This window comes from Kosakonia sp. HypNH10 (genome assembly GCF_029850615.1).
Classification (GTDB): Bacteria; Pseudomonadota; Gammaproteobacteria; order Enterobacterales; family Enterobacteriaceae; genus Kosakonia; species Kosakonia cowanii.
Genome location: NZ_JAOTIU010000010.1, coordinates 22,983 through 37,859, shown reverse-complemented (window position 1 = coordinate 37,859; position 14,877 = coordinate 22,983). Strand labels below are relative to the sequence as shown.

Sequence of the window (14,877 nt, the reverse complement as noted above, 5' to 3'; positions counted from 1 at the left end):
AAATAGACTTACAGTATATGTCGTTGTACGTCCGGGTCTTTACGATCCAGATAATGGATCGATTGAATCCGGCGAATGGTGCGCGATTTACCGCGGATCAGCAGCGTCTCGGTGGTTGCCATATTGCCTTTGCGCGTAATGCCATCCAGCAGATCGCCTTTGGTGATGCCGGTAGCAGAGAAGATAACATTATCGCTGCGCGCCATCTCATCGAGGCGCAGCACATTGCCCGCTTCAATGCCCATACCGCGGCAGCGTTTCAGCTCCTGCTCGCCGATACGGCGGTTCTCTTCACTGTCGCCTTTCACCTGGTGACGCGCCAGCAGGCGACCCTGCATATCGCCATCCAGGGCGCGGATCACCGCCGCCGACACCACGCCTTCCGGCGCGCCGCCAATCCCGTAGAGCACATCCACTTCACTGTCGGGCATGCAGGTGAGGATCGAGGCGGCGACATCGCCATCGGGAATGGCAAACACGCGCACGCCCAGCGCCTGTAACTCGGCGATGGTCGCATCATGGCGCGGCTTGGCAAGAATGGTGACCGTCAGTTCGCTGAGCGGTTTGCCGAGCGCGGCGGCGATATTACGCAGGTTATCGGCTAAAGGCAGGTTGAGATCGATAGCGCCTCTGGCACCGGGGCCGACGATCAGCTTTTCCATATACATGTCCGGCGCGTTGAGGAAGCAGCCTTTGTCACCGACCGCCAACACCGCCAGCGCGTTGGCCTGGCCCATCGCCGTCATGCGTGTGCCTTCAATCGGATCGACGGCAATATCCACCGCGTCGCCTTTGCCGGTGCCCACTTTCTCACCGATAAAGAGCATCGGCGCTTCGTCGATCTCCCCTTCGCCGATGACAATCGTGCCGTCAATGTTGACCTGGTTGAGCATAATGCGCATAGCGTGTACCGCTGCGCCGTCCGCCGTGTTTTTATCGCCGCGCCCCAGCCACTTATAGCCAGCCAGCGCCGCAGCTTCGGTAACACGGGAGAATTCGATGGCAAGTTCTCGTTTCATCACACACTCAGTTTTGAAAGAAATTGCGCGAAGTTTAACACAGTGAAAAGAGGAGGGGGGTGAGGCAGATGCCCCCTCCCGGCAGGGAGAGGGCATAAGTGGAGCGGTTACTCTTCGTGTTCTTCCCACGCCATCGCGCGTTTCACCGCTTTTTTCCAGCCGGTGTAGCGGAAGTTACGCTCGGTAGTTTCGATGCCCGGACGGAACTCACGCTCGATCACCGCTTTCTCCTGCAACTCATCCAGGTTCTGCCAGAAACCAACCGCCAGACCCGCCAGGTAAGCGGCACCCAGCGCGGTCACTTCGCGCACTTCCGGACGCTCAACGCGCGTGCCGAGAATGTCTGACTGGAACTGCATCAGGAAGTTATTCGCCACCGCGCCGCCATCGACACGCAGCGCGTGCAGGCGAATGCCGGAGTCAGCCTGCATCGCTTCCAGCACGTCGCGGGTCTGGAAGGCAATCGACTCCAGCGTTGCACGAATGATGTGGTTTGCGTTGACGCCGCGGGTCAGGCCGAAGATGGAGCCGCGTGCATACGGGTCCCAGTACGGCGCGCCCAGGCCGGTGAAGGCCGGAACAACGTAGACGCCGTTGGTATCCTTCACTTTGGTAGCGAAGTATTCGGAGTCGAACGCGTCGTTAATCAGCTTCATCTCATCGCGCAGCCACTGAATGGATGCGCCAGCCATAAACACTGCGCCTTCCAGCGCATAGTTCACTTCGCCTTTCGGGCCGCAGGCGATGGTGGTCAGCAGACCATGATCGGATTTCACTGCCTGCTCGCCGGTGTTCATCAGCATAAAGCAGCCGGTACCGTAAGTGTTTTTCGCCATCCCCTCTTTTACGCAGAGCTGGCCAAACAGCGCCGCCTGCTGGTCGCCCGCAATACCGGCGATAGGAATACGCGTGCCGCCTTTACCGCCGATGTTGGTCTGGCCGTACACTTCGGACGACTTACGCACCTGCGGCAGCATTGCGCGCGGGATATCCAGCACTTCCAGCATTTTGTCGTCCCACTCCAGCGTGTGGATGTTGAACAACATGGTGCGTGAGGCGTTGGTGTAGTCGGTGACGTGTACGCGCCCCTGGGTCATTTTCCAGATAAGCCAGGTATCGACGGTGCCGAACAGCAGTTCGCCGCGTTTAGCACGCTCGCGCGAACCTTCAACATGGTCGAGGATCCACTTCACCTTGGTGCCGGAGAAGTAGGGGTCGATCACAAGGCCAGTGGTGCTACGGATGTAATCTTCCATGCCGTCGCGTTTGAGCTTTTCGCAGATCTCAGAGGTGCGGCGGCACTGCCAGACGATGGCGTTATGAATCGGTTTGCCGGTTTCACGCTCCCAGACAATCGCGGTTTCGCGCTGGTTGGTGATGCCGATGGCGGCAATCTCGTCGGAGTTGATATCCGCTTTCGCCAGCACTTCGACCAGCGTGGAGCTTTGTGATGCCCAAATTTCCATCGGGTCATGCTCAACCCAGCCTGGCTTCGGGTAGATTTGTTCAAATTCGCGCTGTGAAACGCTAATGATGTTGGCATCGTGGTCCATCACAACGGCGCGGGAGCTGGTAGTGCCCTGGTCGAGCGCAACGATATATTTTTTGTCAGTCATGGTTATGATCCCGTAGTCACATTACAGCGAAGCTTTTTGTTGAGCCGTGGTGGAGGCGGTGCCTTTCTCTTTCGCAGCCTCACTGGTTCCAGACGGCAGATGGCGGGCGATCAGTTTGCGATAGCTGAACGCGCCAAGCGCCGCGCCTACAATCGGCCCAAACAGCGGCACGAGGAAGTAGGGAATATCTTTGCCGCCGGTAAAGGCGACGTTACCCCAGCCAGCAAGCCAGGCGAAGGTCTTCGGTCCCAGGTCACGCGCCGGGTTCATGGCAAAGCCGGTGAGCGGACCCATGGAAGCACCAATGACCGCGATCAGCAGACCGATCAGCAGCGGCGCCATTGGGCCGCGCGGCACGCCGTTGCCATCATCGCCCAGCGCCATAATCACGCCCATCAGAATAGCGGTAATTACCATCTCAACAGCGAAGGCCTGCACAAAATTGATGTGCGGGTTGGGGTAGGTTGAAAAGATACCAGCCAGATCAAGACTTTCGACGCTGCCGCGTACCATATTGTGCGTCTGTTCGAAGTCGAGGAAAAGATTGTAGTAAAGCCCGTAAACAAGTGCAGCCGCGCAAAACGCGCCGGCAAATTGAGAAAAAATAAAAGGAACAACTTTGCGTCCGTCAAAGCTCGCGAAGAGCCAAAGTGCAATGGTTACAGCCGGATTAAGATGCGCGCCGGAAACCCCTGCGGTCAGGTAGATGGCCATCGCCACGCCCAAACCCCAGATAATACTGATTTCCCACTGGCCAAAGGTGGCACCCGCCACTTTTAACGCTGCAACACATCCCACGCCGAAGAAAATCAACAACCCGGTACCGAGAAACTCGGCAATGCACTGGCCTTTTACGGTTGGTGTCTGACTCATAATCGGATCCTGCAGAAGTTTAATGGTTATTGTAGGCATGAGGGAAACAGCACCCCCATGATGTCGTGTAGACATAGTGTTAATTTATCGTTAACGAGCAAAAACGAGAAATATCGAAATCAAAATGTGTGTACTGCGTCAATAAAATGAGCGTTTACGAGCGGTGGCGCGCGTTTTTGCACCAATACGAAATGAGAGCTGAATCATTTTTGTAACCCGGGCATTAACAATTACGGGGTAGCGAAGCGGATTGCACCAGGATGAGGACGAAAAGTGTTGCAAAGCGCAAACAGCGCCGCTCCACGCTGGACAGGGGCTGGCGCGATTCATACAATCGTTAACAAGCGAAATCCGCTCATTGTATTAAGGCGTCGCCGCTCTGCGGGACGAGGACGCTTAAAGACACGCATAATTTAGCGGGCAGAGGGGTTACCTATTTGTCTGGCGAATAATGAGGTGTAAGTCCATCAACGCCTTGCCACTCAGGAGAAGTATGACTATGTCATTAGAAGTGTTTGAGAAACTGGAAGCAAAAGTACAGCAGGCGATTGATACCATCACGCTGCTGCAGATGGAAATCGAAGAACTGAAAGAGAAGAACAACAGCCTGTCGCAGGACGTTCACTCTGCACACCAGAGCCGTGAAGAGCTGGAGCGCGAAAACCAACAGCTGCGCGAGCAGCAGCACGGCTGGCAGGAGCGTCTGCAGGCGCTGCTGGGCCGCATGGAAGAAGTGTAATTACGCTTTATCTTTCGTGCCGTAGCGGCGTTGGCTGCGCGCGCTCACCCCGGTCACATAGTTATCTGTGCTCCCGGGGATTCACTTGCTTGCCGCCTTGCCACAACACGAAATCTTTCGCGTATTAAGCAAAATAGTTAAGCGCCATTGCATTCGGCAGCGACAAAAAAGGGCACCCTCAGGTGCCCTTTCGTTTATTCGATATCGAGAGGATCTTCGGCGAGAATAATGCCGGTGTTATCGGCATAAAGATGGTCACCGGAGAAGAAGGTGACGCCGCCGAAGTTGACGCGAATATCGCTTTCGCCAATGCCTTCGCCCGCTGCGCCAACCGGGATCGCGGCCATCGCCTGAATGCCGATATCCAGCTCTTCCAGATCGTCCACCTGGCGCACCGCGCCGTAGACCACCATCCCTTCCCACTCGTTTTGCGCCGCCAGACGCGCGAGATCGGCGTCGACTAAGGCGCGGCGAACAGAACCGCCGCCATCGACTACCAGCACGCGACCACGGCCATTCTGTTCGAGCAGATCGTAAAGCAACCCGTTATCCTCGAAACATTTCACCGTGATGATTTGCCCGCCGAAAGAGGAGCGACCGCCAAAGTTGGAGAACAGCGGTTCGACGACGTTGACCTCTTCCTGGTAGATGTCACAAAGCTCAGAAGTATCGTATTTCATAGGATTTACGTTCAGTTGCTGCGAGAGCCGTAAGTATATCGCGCATCGCGCGCTGTTGGCAAAAGCATCAATTTTTAATTGTTTTTTGGCACTCAGGCGAGCGTCTTGCTCAAAATAATCCCCAGTACAAACAGGAGATTAGTCAGCAGCGCGCCTTTCACGGTGCGTTCGAGCATCGGCGGCATCGCGCGCGGATCGCGCTCGCGCAGCACATAACGCGCCTGTTTAAACAGCAGCGGTGTGGCAAGCAAAAACAGCCAGCCCCAGAGGCTGTGGAGCGAAATCAGGTTGAAGAGCGCAAAGCAGAGCAGCGCGCCCGCCAGCAAACCGGCGTGATAACGGCGGGCATTTACCGGGCCTAAACGTACCACCAGCGTATGTTTGCCGTTCTCGCGATCGCTATCGATATCGCGCAGGTTATTGATGTTCAGCACTGCCGTCGCCAGCAAACCGCAGGCGGTCGCGGGCAGGAAGATCGCCGGAATCAGCGTATGCGCTTGCAAATACCAGCTTCCCATCACGCTTATCCAGCCGAAGAAGGTGAGCACCGAAATATCGCCCAGCCCCTGATAACCATACGGCCGCTTGCCGACAGTATAGGTGATGGCGGCGATAATCGACAGCCCGCCGAGTGCGAGGAAGCCGACAAAATCCGCCATCGTCTGGGTCGCGGCGCTTACCAGCCAGAGCCCGGACACGCAGCTCAGCACAATGACGATAAGCAGCGCGCGCTTCATCTGCCCAAGGGAGATCGCCCCTTTTTGCATCCCGCGCAGCGGTCCGATGCGATCCGGCTTATCGCTGCCTTTGATGGCATCGCCGTAGTCATTTGCGAGGTTAGAGAGGATTTGCAGCAAACCGGCGGTGATCAGCGCCAGCGCCGCGACCAGCGGATCGAAGTAGCCCTGCCACCAGGCAAGCACGGTTCCCACCACGATAGCGGCAAAGGCCAGCGGCAACGTTTTCGGTCGCAGGCTTTCCAGCCATGCCTGGGTAAGGCTAAGAGAGTGCGTATCGTTCATAAGTCCGGCCAATAAAAATGGGGGCATAAGCCCCCATCGAGTGTGATGAAAAGAGTCTGGCCGCGATTATAAGATAAAACGGCTCAGATCTTCATCCGCCACTAAAGCATCAAGGTGTTTACTCACATAGTCTGCATCAATGGTAATGGTTTCGCCGCCCAGATCGCTGGCGTCATAGGAGATATCCTCCATCAAACGCTCCAGCACGGTGTGCAAACGGCGTGCGCCGATGTTCTCGGTGCTTTCGTTCACCTGCCATGCGGCCTGCGCGATACGCTTAATGCCGTCGTCGGTAAATTCGATATTCACCCCTTCGGTTGCCATCAGCGCTTTGTACTGCACGGTCACAGAGGCGTTTGGCTCGGTGAGGATGCGCTCGAAGTCTTCCGCAGTCAGCGCCTGCAGTTCAACGCGGATTGGCAGACGACCCTGCAATTCCGGAATCAAATCTGACGGGCTGGCAACCTGGAACGCGCCGGACGCGATAAACAGGATATGGTCAGTTTTCACCATCCCGTGTTTGGTCGACACGGTGCAGCCCTCAACCAGCGGCAGCAGGTCGCGCTGTACGCCTTCGCGGGAGACGTCCGGGCCGGAGGTGTTACCGCCGCGCTTACAGATTTTGTCGATCTCATCGATAAAGACGATACCGTGCTGCTCAACGGCTTCGATCGCTTCCTCTTTCAGCTCTTCCGGGTTAACCAGCTTTGCTGCTTCCTCTTCGATCAGCAGCTTCATCGCGTCTTTGATTTTCAGCTTACGCGGCTTCTGCTTCTGCCCGCCGAGGTTCTGGAACATCGACTGCAACTGGTTGGTCATCTCTTCCATGCCCGGAGGGGCCATGATTTCGACGCCCATTGGCGCAGCGGCGAGATCGATCTCAATCTCTTTGTCATCCAGCTGGCCTTCGCGCAGTTTTTTACGGAAGGATTGACGCGCCGCAGAGGGTTCCGCCGCCTGTTCCGGCTGGCCCCAGTTGTTTTTCGCCGGCGGGATCAGCACATCGAGGATGCGCTCTTCCGCCATCTCTTCGGCGCGGTAGCGGTTTCTGTCAATTGACTGGCTGCGCACCATTTTCACGGCGGCATCGGTCAGATCGCGGATAATCGAATCCACCTCTTTCCCGACATAGCCCACTTCGGTGAACTTGGTCGCTTCCACTTTGATAAACGGCGCGTTGGCGAGCTTCGCCAGACGACGGGCGATTTCGGTTTTACCGACGCCGGTGGGGCCGATCATCAGAATATTTTTCGGGGTCACTTCGTGACGCAGCTCTTCATCGAGCTGCATACGGCGCCAGCGGTTACGCAGAGCAATCGCCACAGAGCGCTTTGCCGCGTCCTGGCCGATGATGTGTTTATTCAGTTCGCTGACGATTTCGCGTGGGGTCATTTCAGACATGGGAGATCCTTACGCTTGAGCGGGTAATTCTTCGATGGTATGGAAGTGGTTGGTGTAGATGCAGATATCGCCTGCGATCCCCAACGCCTTCTCAGCAATGTCGCGCGCGCCAAGCTCGGTGTTCTCCAGCAGTGCGCGGGCAGCGGCCTGGGCGTATGGTCCGCCGGAGCCGATGGCAATCAGGTCATTTTCCGGCTGAATCACATCGCCGTTACCGGTGATGATCAGCGACGCGGTTTCGTCGGCGACCGCTAACAGCGCTTCCAGCTTGCGCAGCATACGATCGGTACGCCAGTCCTTTGCCAGCTCGACGGCGGCTTTCACCAGATGACCCTGGTGCATTTCCAGTTTGCGTTCAAAAAGCTCAAACAGCGTGAAGGCATCCGCTGTGCCGCCCGCAAAGCCTGCAATGACTTTGTCGTTGTAGAGACGGCGAACTTTTTTAACGTTGCCCTTCATCACGGTGTTGCCCAGTGTGGCCTGGCCATCACCGGCGATAACGACATGGCCGTTACGGCGTACGCTTACGATTGTTGTCACGAGCAGACCCCTTGGTTACAAAAGCACATACAGCGCCCCGCACAGCGTACGGGGCAGAATGCATTTATAGATGGGGGAGATTTTGGGGGTTTCAACCCCCGGCGGAAAGTCGAATGCAGTTTGCGTGACCGGCCAGTTTCAGCTTGCCGAGGGTGGCTTCAGCGCTCTCTTTGCCTTTCAGCGGGCCCATCACAACGCGATTCCAGCCATTATTGCTGGTGATGCGCGAGTCAAAGCCCTCAAACGCCAGCTGCGCGCGGACGGTTTCCGCCTGCTCCTGGCCTTTGAATGAGCCGCACTGGATCAGCCAGCGACGCTCATCTTTTTTCTCTGTCGGCTGCGCCTTCGCCGTTTCCGCTTCGCGCGTTACCGGCGCGGCCTGCTGCGTTTTTGGCTGCGCGGCGTTGCTGTGCGGCGGCGTTTGCAGCAGATCCTGATAGGGCTGCGAATTTGTGGCCGGTTTCTGCTGCGCTTGCTGCGTCTGGCGCGGCGGCGTGGCGACGCGCGCAGGTTGCTGTTCTACGGTGCGCGGCTGCGTACGCGGTTGCTGAACCGGCTGGCTTTGCGTCCACTGAGACTGCTGCTGTTGTTGCTGCATCTGCTGAACCTGGCGCTGACGCTGCAACGTTTGCTGGCGCTGCTCCGGCGTCTGCTCGTTCCACGGCACCTCGTTGAGCTGCGTCGGCGTCTGGCGCATATCTGCCTGCATCTGGGCTAACAGCTGGCGCTGTTCATCGGTTAACTGCTCCGGTTTTTGCACTTCGCCCCCGGCTGTCGGCTCGGTCGGCGCGCGTACGCCAGGCTGGCGGCTCTCCAGCTCTTTAATATAGCGCCAGCGCTCTTCCGGCTTCGGCGGCAGGCCGTTACCGGTCACTTTCTGGTTCTGCAGGGATTCTGACTCTTCTTTCTTATGATGCGTAATAAAGTACAAACCACCGATAAAGGCGACCAGCACGGCGGCCGCTATCGCGACCATTGCTGGCGAGACCGCAGGCGCGCTGCGCTGCTTTTTCTTTGAGGTGCTCTTCTTTCGCCGCGCAGGAGTCGACTGGCTGCGGCGTACATAATCTCGTTGGGCCACTATCGTTTCGCTGTATTCATATTCGTTTAACAGCCCGCCATGTTACTTAAGCGACGGGGTTTTGACCAGAAGAGGGCGTCCGAAAGCCCCCGGCTTTACGTTAGCGCTCGCGTTGAGCCACGCAGGATCAATTCACAATCTAATAGTCGCGAGCCGCTGCTTACCGTGTGGCCCTGCAACTGCTCCAGCAGAAGCAGCATCGCTTCGCGCCCAATGTCGTAGCGCGGCTGCGCAACGGTGGTGAGCGGCGGGTCGCAATACTCCGCCAGCGAGATGTTATCAAAGCCGATAATCGACAGATCCTCCGGCACCTTCAGGCCCCGGCGTTTTGCCTGCGACAGCGCACCAAGCGCCATCACATCGCTGTGGCAGAAGAGAGCAGTCGGCGGTTTCGGCAGGTTGAGAAGCTGTTCCAGCGCCTGCGCTCCGGCTTCGAAGGTAAAATCACCGCGGGTGATATAGTCCTTATCCACCGTCGCACCCGCGCGGCGCAGCGCCTGCACGTAACCCTGTAAACGGTAGTGGCAGAGCGGCATCTCTTCCGGGCCGGCGATACAGCCAATCAGCTGATGCCCCTGCTCTTGCAGATAAGTGACGGCGTTGAAGGCCGCGGTCAGGTTGTCGATGTGCACCGTCGGCAGCTCCAGCTCCGGCGCGAACTCATTAGCCATCACCATCGGCGGTAAATTGCGCTGCTCTTCAATACTGGCGTCAAACGGCAGACGTGAACCGAGCAGCAGCATGCCATCAATTTGCTTGGTGATGATCAGGTCGATAAAGGTCTTTTCCTGCTGATTTTGATGGGCGCAGTCGCCAATCAGCACCAGGTAGCCATGCTCCGCAGCGGTCACTTCGATGCCGCGAATAATCTCACTGAAGAAGGGATCGCAGATATCCGGCACAATCACCAGCAGGGTACGGGACTCATTGCGCTTCACATTGCGGCCCATCGACTGCGGCAGGTAGCCCACTTCCATGGCGGCCTGCTCAACGCGGTTGCGGGTCGCCTGTGACACTTTTTCCGGGTTCATTAATGCACGAGATACGGTTGCCGTAGAAACCTTTGCTTTCATGGCAACATCTTTCATGGTTGCTGCCGCAACCTGATTTTTCGGTTTCACCTTGTTCTCCTCGCATGCACGGCGCAGGCGTAGCCACATTTTTATCAGATAGTTAAGCGCATCGGTTACAGAAATTTCACAAAAAATGTGACAAGCATTCTATTTTACGTGCTGGCTCGCAGCATTAGCTTTCGATCGGATCGACATCCAGCACCCATTTTACGCGTCGGGCATCGGGCAGGGTGTTAATCAGCGCCAGCGCGCCGTGCACAATGTGTTGCAGGCGAATGCGGGAGGGGTGTTGCAGCAGGATTTGCCAGCGGTAGCGCCCGGCGCGCTTGGCCGCCAGCGCCGGAACCGGGCCGAGGATCCAGAGTTGGTTATCTGCCAGCGGGCTCGCCTGCAGCAGGTTTTTCAGCTGTTGCAGGAAGAGCGGGGCGTGCTGGTTGTTCTGATCTTCTGCGCGGATCAGCACATGGCTGGTCCACGGCGGCAGTTGCAGTGTCTGGCGCTCGGCCAGCGCCTGCTCGGCAAAGGTGTCGTAGCCTTTATGCAGCAGCGTTTGCAGCAGCGGGTGTTCCGGATGGTGCGTTTGCAGCACCACTTCGCCCTGTTTGCCTGCGCGTCCGGCGCGGCCGGAAACCTGGGTATAGAGCTGAGCAAAGCGCTCTGCGGCGCGGAAGTCGGCGGAAAAGAGCGCGCCGTCAACATCGAGCAATGCTACCAGCGTGACATCCGGAAAGTGGTGTCCTTTGGCGAGCATCTGGGTGCCGATCAAAATGCGCGCACCGCCGCGGTGTACTTCAGCAAGATGTTGCTCCAGTGCGCCCTTGCGGCTGGTGGTGTCGCGGTCGATGCGCGAAATCGGCACGCCGGGAAACAGCGGAGCCAGCGCCTGCTCCAGTTGCTCGGTACCAAGTCCAACCGGCAGCAGGTGGGTGGAGCCGCACGACGGACACTGGCGCGGCACCGGGCGCTGGCTGTCGCAGTGGTGGCAACGCAGATGCTGCTGCGCCTGGTGGAAGGTGTAGTAGTGATCGCAGCGCGCGCACTCGGCGATCCAGCCGCAATCATGGCAGAGCAGCGCCGGGGCGAAGCCGCGCCGGTTAAGGAAAAGAATCGCCTGATTACCCGCTTGCAGATGCTGACGCAGGCGGTTGATTAAGGCAGGGGCCAGACCCGCCTGCAGCGGCTGGGCTTTCATATCCAGCACGTGCTGCATCGCCGGACGTGCGTTGCCTGCGCGGCGGGTCAGACGCAGAATGTGGTATTTCCGCGCCCGCACATTGTGCAGCGTCTCCAGCGCTGGCGTCGCTGAACCGAGGATTATCGGGATCTGCTCGCTGTGCGCACGGTAAACAGCCAGATCGCGCGCATGGTAACGCCACCCCTCCTGCTGTTTATAGGAGCTGTCGTGCTCCTCATCGATAACGATGACGCCAAGATTCTTAAAAGGAGTGAAGAGCGAGGAGCGCGTGCCGATGACAATCGCCGCTTCACCGCTCTTTGCTTTCTGCCAGGTGGTCAGGCGTTCACTGTCGTTAAGGCCAGAGTGCAGCACTTCAACGGGGGCATTAAACCGCTCGCGAAAACGGGCGATGGTTTGTGGCGTCAGGCCAATTTCCGGCACCATCACCAGCGCCTGCTTGCCCTGTTCGAGCACATTTTCCAGCACGCTCAGATAGACTTCCGTTTTGCCGGAGCCGGTGACGCCCGCCAGCAGCCAGGCGGAGAAGCGATCCGCCGCGCTGTGGATCGCGCCGACGGCGGTGGCCTGTTCGGTGTTGAGCCGCAGGCGATCGCCGCTGACGGAAAAGGTGCTGCGCCAGTCGGTAAACGTCGGCGCTTCGCTGTTCATCTCCACCAGCCCTTTTGCGCGCAGCGCTTGCAGGGTGACGCTTTTCAGATCTAACGCCGCTAACTGATGCTGCCACACTTTGCCTTTGCGCAGCGCCGATAACGCCTGCTGCTGTTTTGGCGACTTGATGCGGTTGATATCGGTTGCCTGCCCCTGTTCGGTGGCGAACCAGTAGCCCTGAAACTCGGCGCTGGCCGGTTTGGTCTGGCGCAGCAGAACGGGCAGGGCATTGAATAACACATCGCCAATTGGATGATGATAATAGTCAGCTGCCCAGAGCAGCATTCGCCAGACGGGCGTTGAAAACGCGGGCTCGCTGTCGAGCACCTCTTCGACGCTTTTCAGCTCCGCCAGCGGTAGCTCGCTTTTGTCGCTGACCGCCACCACAATCCCGACGCGGGTCTGGTTACCGAACGGCACGCGCACGCGAAAACCAGCGCTGGCGGGTGTTCCCTCCGGCAGCAGGTAATCGAAAGTGCGGGGCAGCGGTACAGAGAGCGCAACGTGGGCGACGGGCATTTCATCATCCTGACTTGAAAAGTGGCGGGTTAGTATACACATTGTTAAGACGGTCGAGCGGATCAGTTTGCATACGCTGGTTAATTTCTGTATGATTCGCCGCCTTTGATGCTCATTGCGGCGTCAAAGATTCACTTACATATCAACTCGCGTGGTGTCTGGCGTTAGGGCTGGAAGAGCGACGCGGCCTTAAACTGAGGTTTCCCCATGAAAAAAGGTATTCACCCGAATTACGTAGCGATTACTGCAACCTGTTCTTGCGGTAACGTGATCGAAACCCACTCTACTCTGGGTCACGATCTGAACCTGGACGTGTGTGGTAAATGCCACCCGTTCTTCACCGGTAAGCAGCGTGATGTTGCAACTGGTGGCCGTGTTGACCGTTTCAACAAACGCTTCAGCATCCCGGGCAGCAAGTAAGTTGCCAAAGAAAAAAGCGCCGAAAGGCGCTTTTTTTGTCTCTGCGGTTTGCCTCAGGGGCGCTATTTTTGTGATGGGTTTCACAAAAATATTGCTCTGGTCAAAAAACAGGCATATTCTGTCGCCATACATCTCCTCACACTATTTGAGCGTAAAAGGAACATTTGTATGCTGACAGCAATGAAAAACGTATTTATGTCTTACCTGCTCTCACTGGCAGAAGTGCATCCGGAAGTGACGCGTTTCTGATAAGCAGGTGCGATAAGTTAAAAAGGGCGGAATATGATTTCCGCCCTTTTTATTGCAATCAGTATTCCCACGTATCCGGGTCGATGCCCATTTCACGCATAATCACTTTCGCCTCTTCCGGAATCTCATCGCTGCGCTCTTTGCGCAGGTCTTCATCATTCGGCAAAGGCTGGCCGGTGAACGCATGTAAAAACGCCTCGCACAGCAGTTCGCTGTTGGTGGCGTGGCGCAGGTTATTCACCTGACGACGGGTACGTTCATCGGTGAGGATTTTTAACACCTTAAGAGGAATGGACACCGTAATTTTTTTTACTTGCTCACTCTTCTTGCCGTGCTCAGCGTATGGGCTGATATATTCGCCGCTCCATTCAGCCATGAGATACCTTTAATCCTCTCAGTCATTGATCTATACCCGGTCGCGCCGGGCCGTAATTGCGCGTAGTTTACCGTAGAGTCATCGGGGTGACACCGTGTATCGCTCTGCAATATCGTACGAAAGCATATAATTTTAACGGCTATTATGCGATTGCTCAATCTATACGCAAAGAAGTTTAGATGTCCAGATGTATTGACGTCTATTATTCCAGTGTTTACTCTGTGACCTGACTTTTCATCCATTAAGCCAGGAAGCCTTCACCATGACGCGTAAACAGGCCACCATCGCAGTGCGTAGCGGATTGAACGATGACGAGCAGTACGGTTGCGTTGTCCCCCCGATTCACCTCTCCAGTACCTATAACTTCACCGGTTTTAACGAACCTCGCGCCCACGACTACTCGCGTCGCGGTAATCCTACGCGTGATGTGGTGCAGCGCGCGCTGGCGGAGCTGGAGGGCGGTGCAGGCGCGGTGATGACCAATACCGGCATGTCGGCAATTCACCTGGTGACCACGGTGTTCCTCAAGCCTGGCGATCTGCTGGTGGCACCGCACGACTGTTACGGCGGCAGCTATCGTCTGTTTGATAGCCTGGCGAAGCGCGGCTGCTACCGCGTGAAGTTTGTCGATCAGGGCGATGAGCAGGCGCTGAAAGCGGCGCTGGCGGAAAAACCGAAGCTGGTGCTGGTAGAAACTCCAAGTAACCCATTGTTGCGCGTCGTAGATATTGCGAAAATCTGTGGGCTTGCGCGGGAAGCGGGAGCGGTAAGCGTGGTGGATAACACCTTCCTGAGCCCGGCGTTGCAAAACCCGCTGGCGCTGGGAGCGGATCTGGTGCTGCACTCCTGCACCAAATACCTCAACGGCCACTCCGATGTGGTAGCCGGCGTGGTGATTGCGAAGGATGAGGCGACCGTCACCGAACTGGCATGGTGGGCGAATAATATTGGCGTCACCGGCAGCGCTTTCGACAGCTATTTGCTGCTGCGCGGGCTGCGCACCCTGTCGCCGCGCATGGAAGTGGCGCAGCGTAACGCGCAGGCGATTGTCGACTTTTTGCAGACTCAGCCGCTGGTGAAAAAGCTGTACCATCCCTCTCTGCCTGATAACCAGGGGCATGAGATTGCGGCGCGTCAGCAAAAGGGCTTTGGCGCGATGTTGAGTTTTGAACTGGATGGCGATGAGCAGACGCTGCGTCGTTTCCTGAGCGGATTGTCGCTGTTTACACTGGCGGAATCGTTAGGCGGGGTTGAGAGTTTAATCTCCCACGCCGCGACCATGACCCACGCGGGCATGGCGCCGGAAGCACGCGCCGCCGCCGGGATCGGTGAGACGCTGCTGCGCATCTCAACCGGTATTGAAGATAGTGAAGATTTGATTGCCGATCTGGAAAATGGCTTCCGGATCGCCGCTGAGGGGTAA

General features: G+C 57.2%; 14 protein-coding genes. 3 read left to right on the top strand and 11 right to left on the bottom strand.

Annotated features, from left to right (window positions below; genetic code table 11):
- Window positions 1-8: 8 nt before the first annotated feature.
- The 3 genes from glpX to N7V53_RS20915 all read right to left on the bottom strand — a co-directional run bounded on the left by glpX (window position 9) and on the right by N7V53_RS20915 (window position 3,508).
- Window positions 9-1,019, bottom strand: a complete 1,011-nt coding sequence (gene glpX / locus N7V53_RS20925) for a class II fructose-bisphosphatase (RefSeq protein WP_042717041.1) — start codon at window positions 1,017-1,019, stop codon at window positions 9-11.
- A 107-nt stretch (window positions 1,020-1,126) separates the two neighbouring features.
- The gene (glpK, locus tag N7V53_RS20920) at window positions 1,127-2,635 is read right to left on the bottom strand and encodes a glycerol kinase GlpK (RefSeq protein ID WP_023479376.1); all 1,509 of its coding nucleotides are present in this window, start codon (window positions 2,633-2,635) and stop codon (window positions 1,127-1,129) included.
- Window positions 2,636-2,656: 21 nt separating this feature from the next.
- A complete protein-coding gene (locus N7V53_RS20915) occupies window positions 2,657-3,508 on the bottom strand; it encodes an MIP/aquaporin family protein (protein WP_023479322.1) in 852 nt (283 codons plus the stop codon).
- Window positions 3,509-4,001: 493 nt separating this feature from the next.
- Between N7V53_RS20915 and zapB the strand changes: the two genes are divergently transcribed.
- Window positions 4,002-4,247, top strand: coding sequence for a septal ring assembly protein ZapB (zapB, locus tag N7V53_RS20910; protein WP_023479321.1), 246 nt, complete (start codon window positions 4,002-4,004; stop codon window positions 4,245-4,247).
- 194 nt (window positions 4,248-4,441) lie between these two features.
- On the opposite strand, the gene rraA is transcribed toward zapB, so the two are convergent.
- The 7 genes from rraA to priA all read right to left on the bottom strand — a co-directional run bounded on the left by rraA (window position 4,442) and on the right by priA (window position 12,409).
- On the bottom strand, window positions 4,442-4,927 hold the full coding sequence (rraA, locus tag N7V53_RS20905; protein WP_023479360.1) for a ribonuclease E activity regulator RraA: 486 nt from the start codon (window positions 4,925-4,927) through the stop codon (window positions 4,442-4,444).
- Between the two features lie 92 nt (window positions 4,928-5,019).
- The gene (gene menA / locus N7V53_RS20900) at window positions 5,020-5,949 is read right to left on the bottom strand and encodes a 1,4-dihydroxy-2-naphthoate polyprenyltransferase (protein ID WP_279794788.1); all 930 of its coding nucleotides are present in this window, start codon (window positions 5,947-5,949) and stop codon (window positions 5,020-5,022) included.
- A gap of 66 nt (window positions 5,950-6,015) precedes the next feature.
- On the bottom strand, window positions 6,016-7,350 hold the full coding sequence (gene hslU, locus N7V53_RS20895) for an HslU--HslV peptidase ATPase subunit (protein WP_023479328.1): 1,335 nt from the start codon (window positions 7,348-7,350) through the stop codon (window positions 6,016-6,018).
- 9 nt (window positions 7,351-7,359) lie between these two features.
- Complete coding sequence (gene hslV, locus N7V53_RS20890; protein ID WP_023479345.1) at window positions 7,360-7,890, bottom strand: ATP-dependent protease subunit HslV; 531 nt, start codon at window positions 7,888-7,890, stop codon at window positions 7,360-7,362.
- A 91-nt stretch (window positions 7,891-7,981) separates the two neighbouring features.
- The gene (gene ftsN / locus N7V53_RS20885) at window positions 7,982-8,971 is read right to left on the bottom strand and encodes a cell division protein FtsN (protein ID WP_124970956.1); all 990 of its coding nucleotides are present in this window, start codon (window positions 8,969-8,971) and stop codon (window positions 7,982-7,984) included.
- 95 nt (window positions 8,972-9,066) lie between these two features.
- Window positions 9,067-10,092 carry a DNA-binding transcriptional regulator CytR gene (gene cytR, locus N7V53_RS20880; protein ID WP_279794786.1) on the bottom strand — a complete coding sequence of 342 codons (1,026 nt, stop codon included), beginning with the start codon at window positions 10,090-10,092 and terminating at the stop codon, window positions 9,067-9,069.
- 124 nt (window positions 10,093-10,216) lie between these two features.
- Window positions 10,217-12,409 carry a primosomal protein N' gene (gene priA, locus N7V53_RS20875; protein WP_042717058.1) on the bottom strand — a complete coding sequence of 731 codons (2,193 nt, stop codon included), beginning with the start codon at window positions 12,407-12,409 and terminating at the stop codon, window positions 10,217-10,219.
- A 207-nt stretch (window positions 12,410-12,616) separates the two neighbouring features.
- Here priA and rpmE point away from each other — a divergent pair, with 207 nt between their 5' ends.
- Window positions 12,617-12,829, top strand: coding sequence for a 50S ribosomal protein L31 (gene rpmE / locus N7V53_RS20870; protein ID WP_023479344.1), 213 nt, complete (start codon window positions 12,617-12,619; stop codon window positions 12,827-12,829).
- Window positions 12,830-13,136: 307 nt separating this feature from the next.
- On the opposite strand, the gene metJ is transcribed toward rpmE, so the two are convergent.
- Entirely contained in the window at window positions 13,137-13,454 is a 318-nt protein-coding gene (metJ, locus tag N7V53_RS20865; RefSeq protein WP_023479337.1) for a met regulon transcriptional regulator MetJ, read from the bottom strand.
- A 262-nt stretch (window positions 13,455-13,716) separates the two neighbouring features.
- Between metJ and metB the strand changes: the two genes are divergently transcribed.
- A complete protein-coding gene (gene metB / locus N7V53_RS20860) occupies window positions 13,717-14,877 on the top strand; it encodes a cystathionine gamma-synthase (protein ID WP_023479372.1) in 1,161 nt (386 codons plus the stop codon).

Coding starts and splice junctions, on each gene's coding strand:
- glpX (WP_042717041.1), bottom strand. CDS start 1,019: ATGAAACGAGAACTTGCCATCGAATTCTCCCGTGTTACCGAAGCTGCG.
- glpK (WP_023479376.1), bottom strand. CDS start 2,635: ATGACTGACAAAAAATATATCGTTGCGCTCGACCAGGGCACTACCAGC.
- N7V53_RS20915 (WP_023479322.1), bottom strand. CDS start 3,508: ATGAGTCAGACACCAACCGTAAAAGGCCAGTGCATTGCCGAGTTTCTC.
- zapB (WP_023479321.1), top strand. CDS start 4,002: ATGACTATGTCATTAGAAGTGTTTGAGAAACTGGAAGCAAAAGTACAG.
- rraA (WP_023479360.1), bottom strand. CDS start 4,927: ATGAAATACGATACTTCTGAGCTTTGTGACATCTACCAGGAAGAGGTC.
- menA (WP_279794788.1), bottom strand. CDS start 5,949: ATGAACGATACGCACTCTCTTAGCCTTACCCAGGCATGGCTGGAAAGC.
- hslU (WP_023479328.1), bottom strand. CDS start 7,350: ATGTCTGAAATGACCCCACGCGAAATCGTCAGCGAACTGAATAAACAC.
- priA (WP_042717058.1), bottom strand. CDS start 12,409: ATGCCCGTCGCCCACGTTGCGCTCTCTGTACCGCTGCCCCGCACTTTC.
- rpmE (WP_023479344.1), top strand. CDS start 12,617: ATGAAAAAAGGTATTCACCCGAATTACGTAGCGATTACTGCAACCTGT.
- metJ (WP_023479337.1), bottom strand. CDS start 13,454: ATGGCTGAATGGAGCGGCGAATATATCAGCCCATACGCTGAGCACGGC.
- metB (WP_023479372.1), top strand. CDS start 13,717: ATGACGCGTAAACAGGCCACCATCGCAGTGCGTAGCGGATTGAACGAT.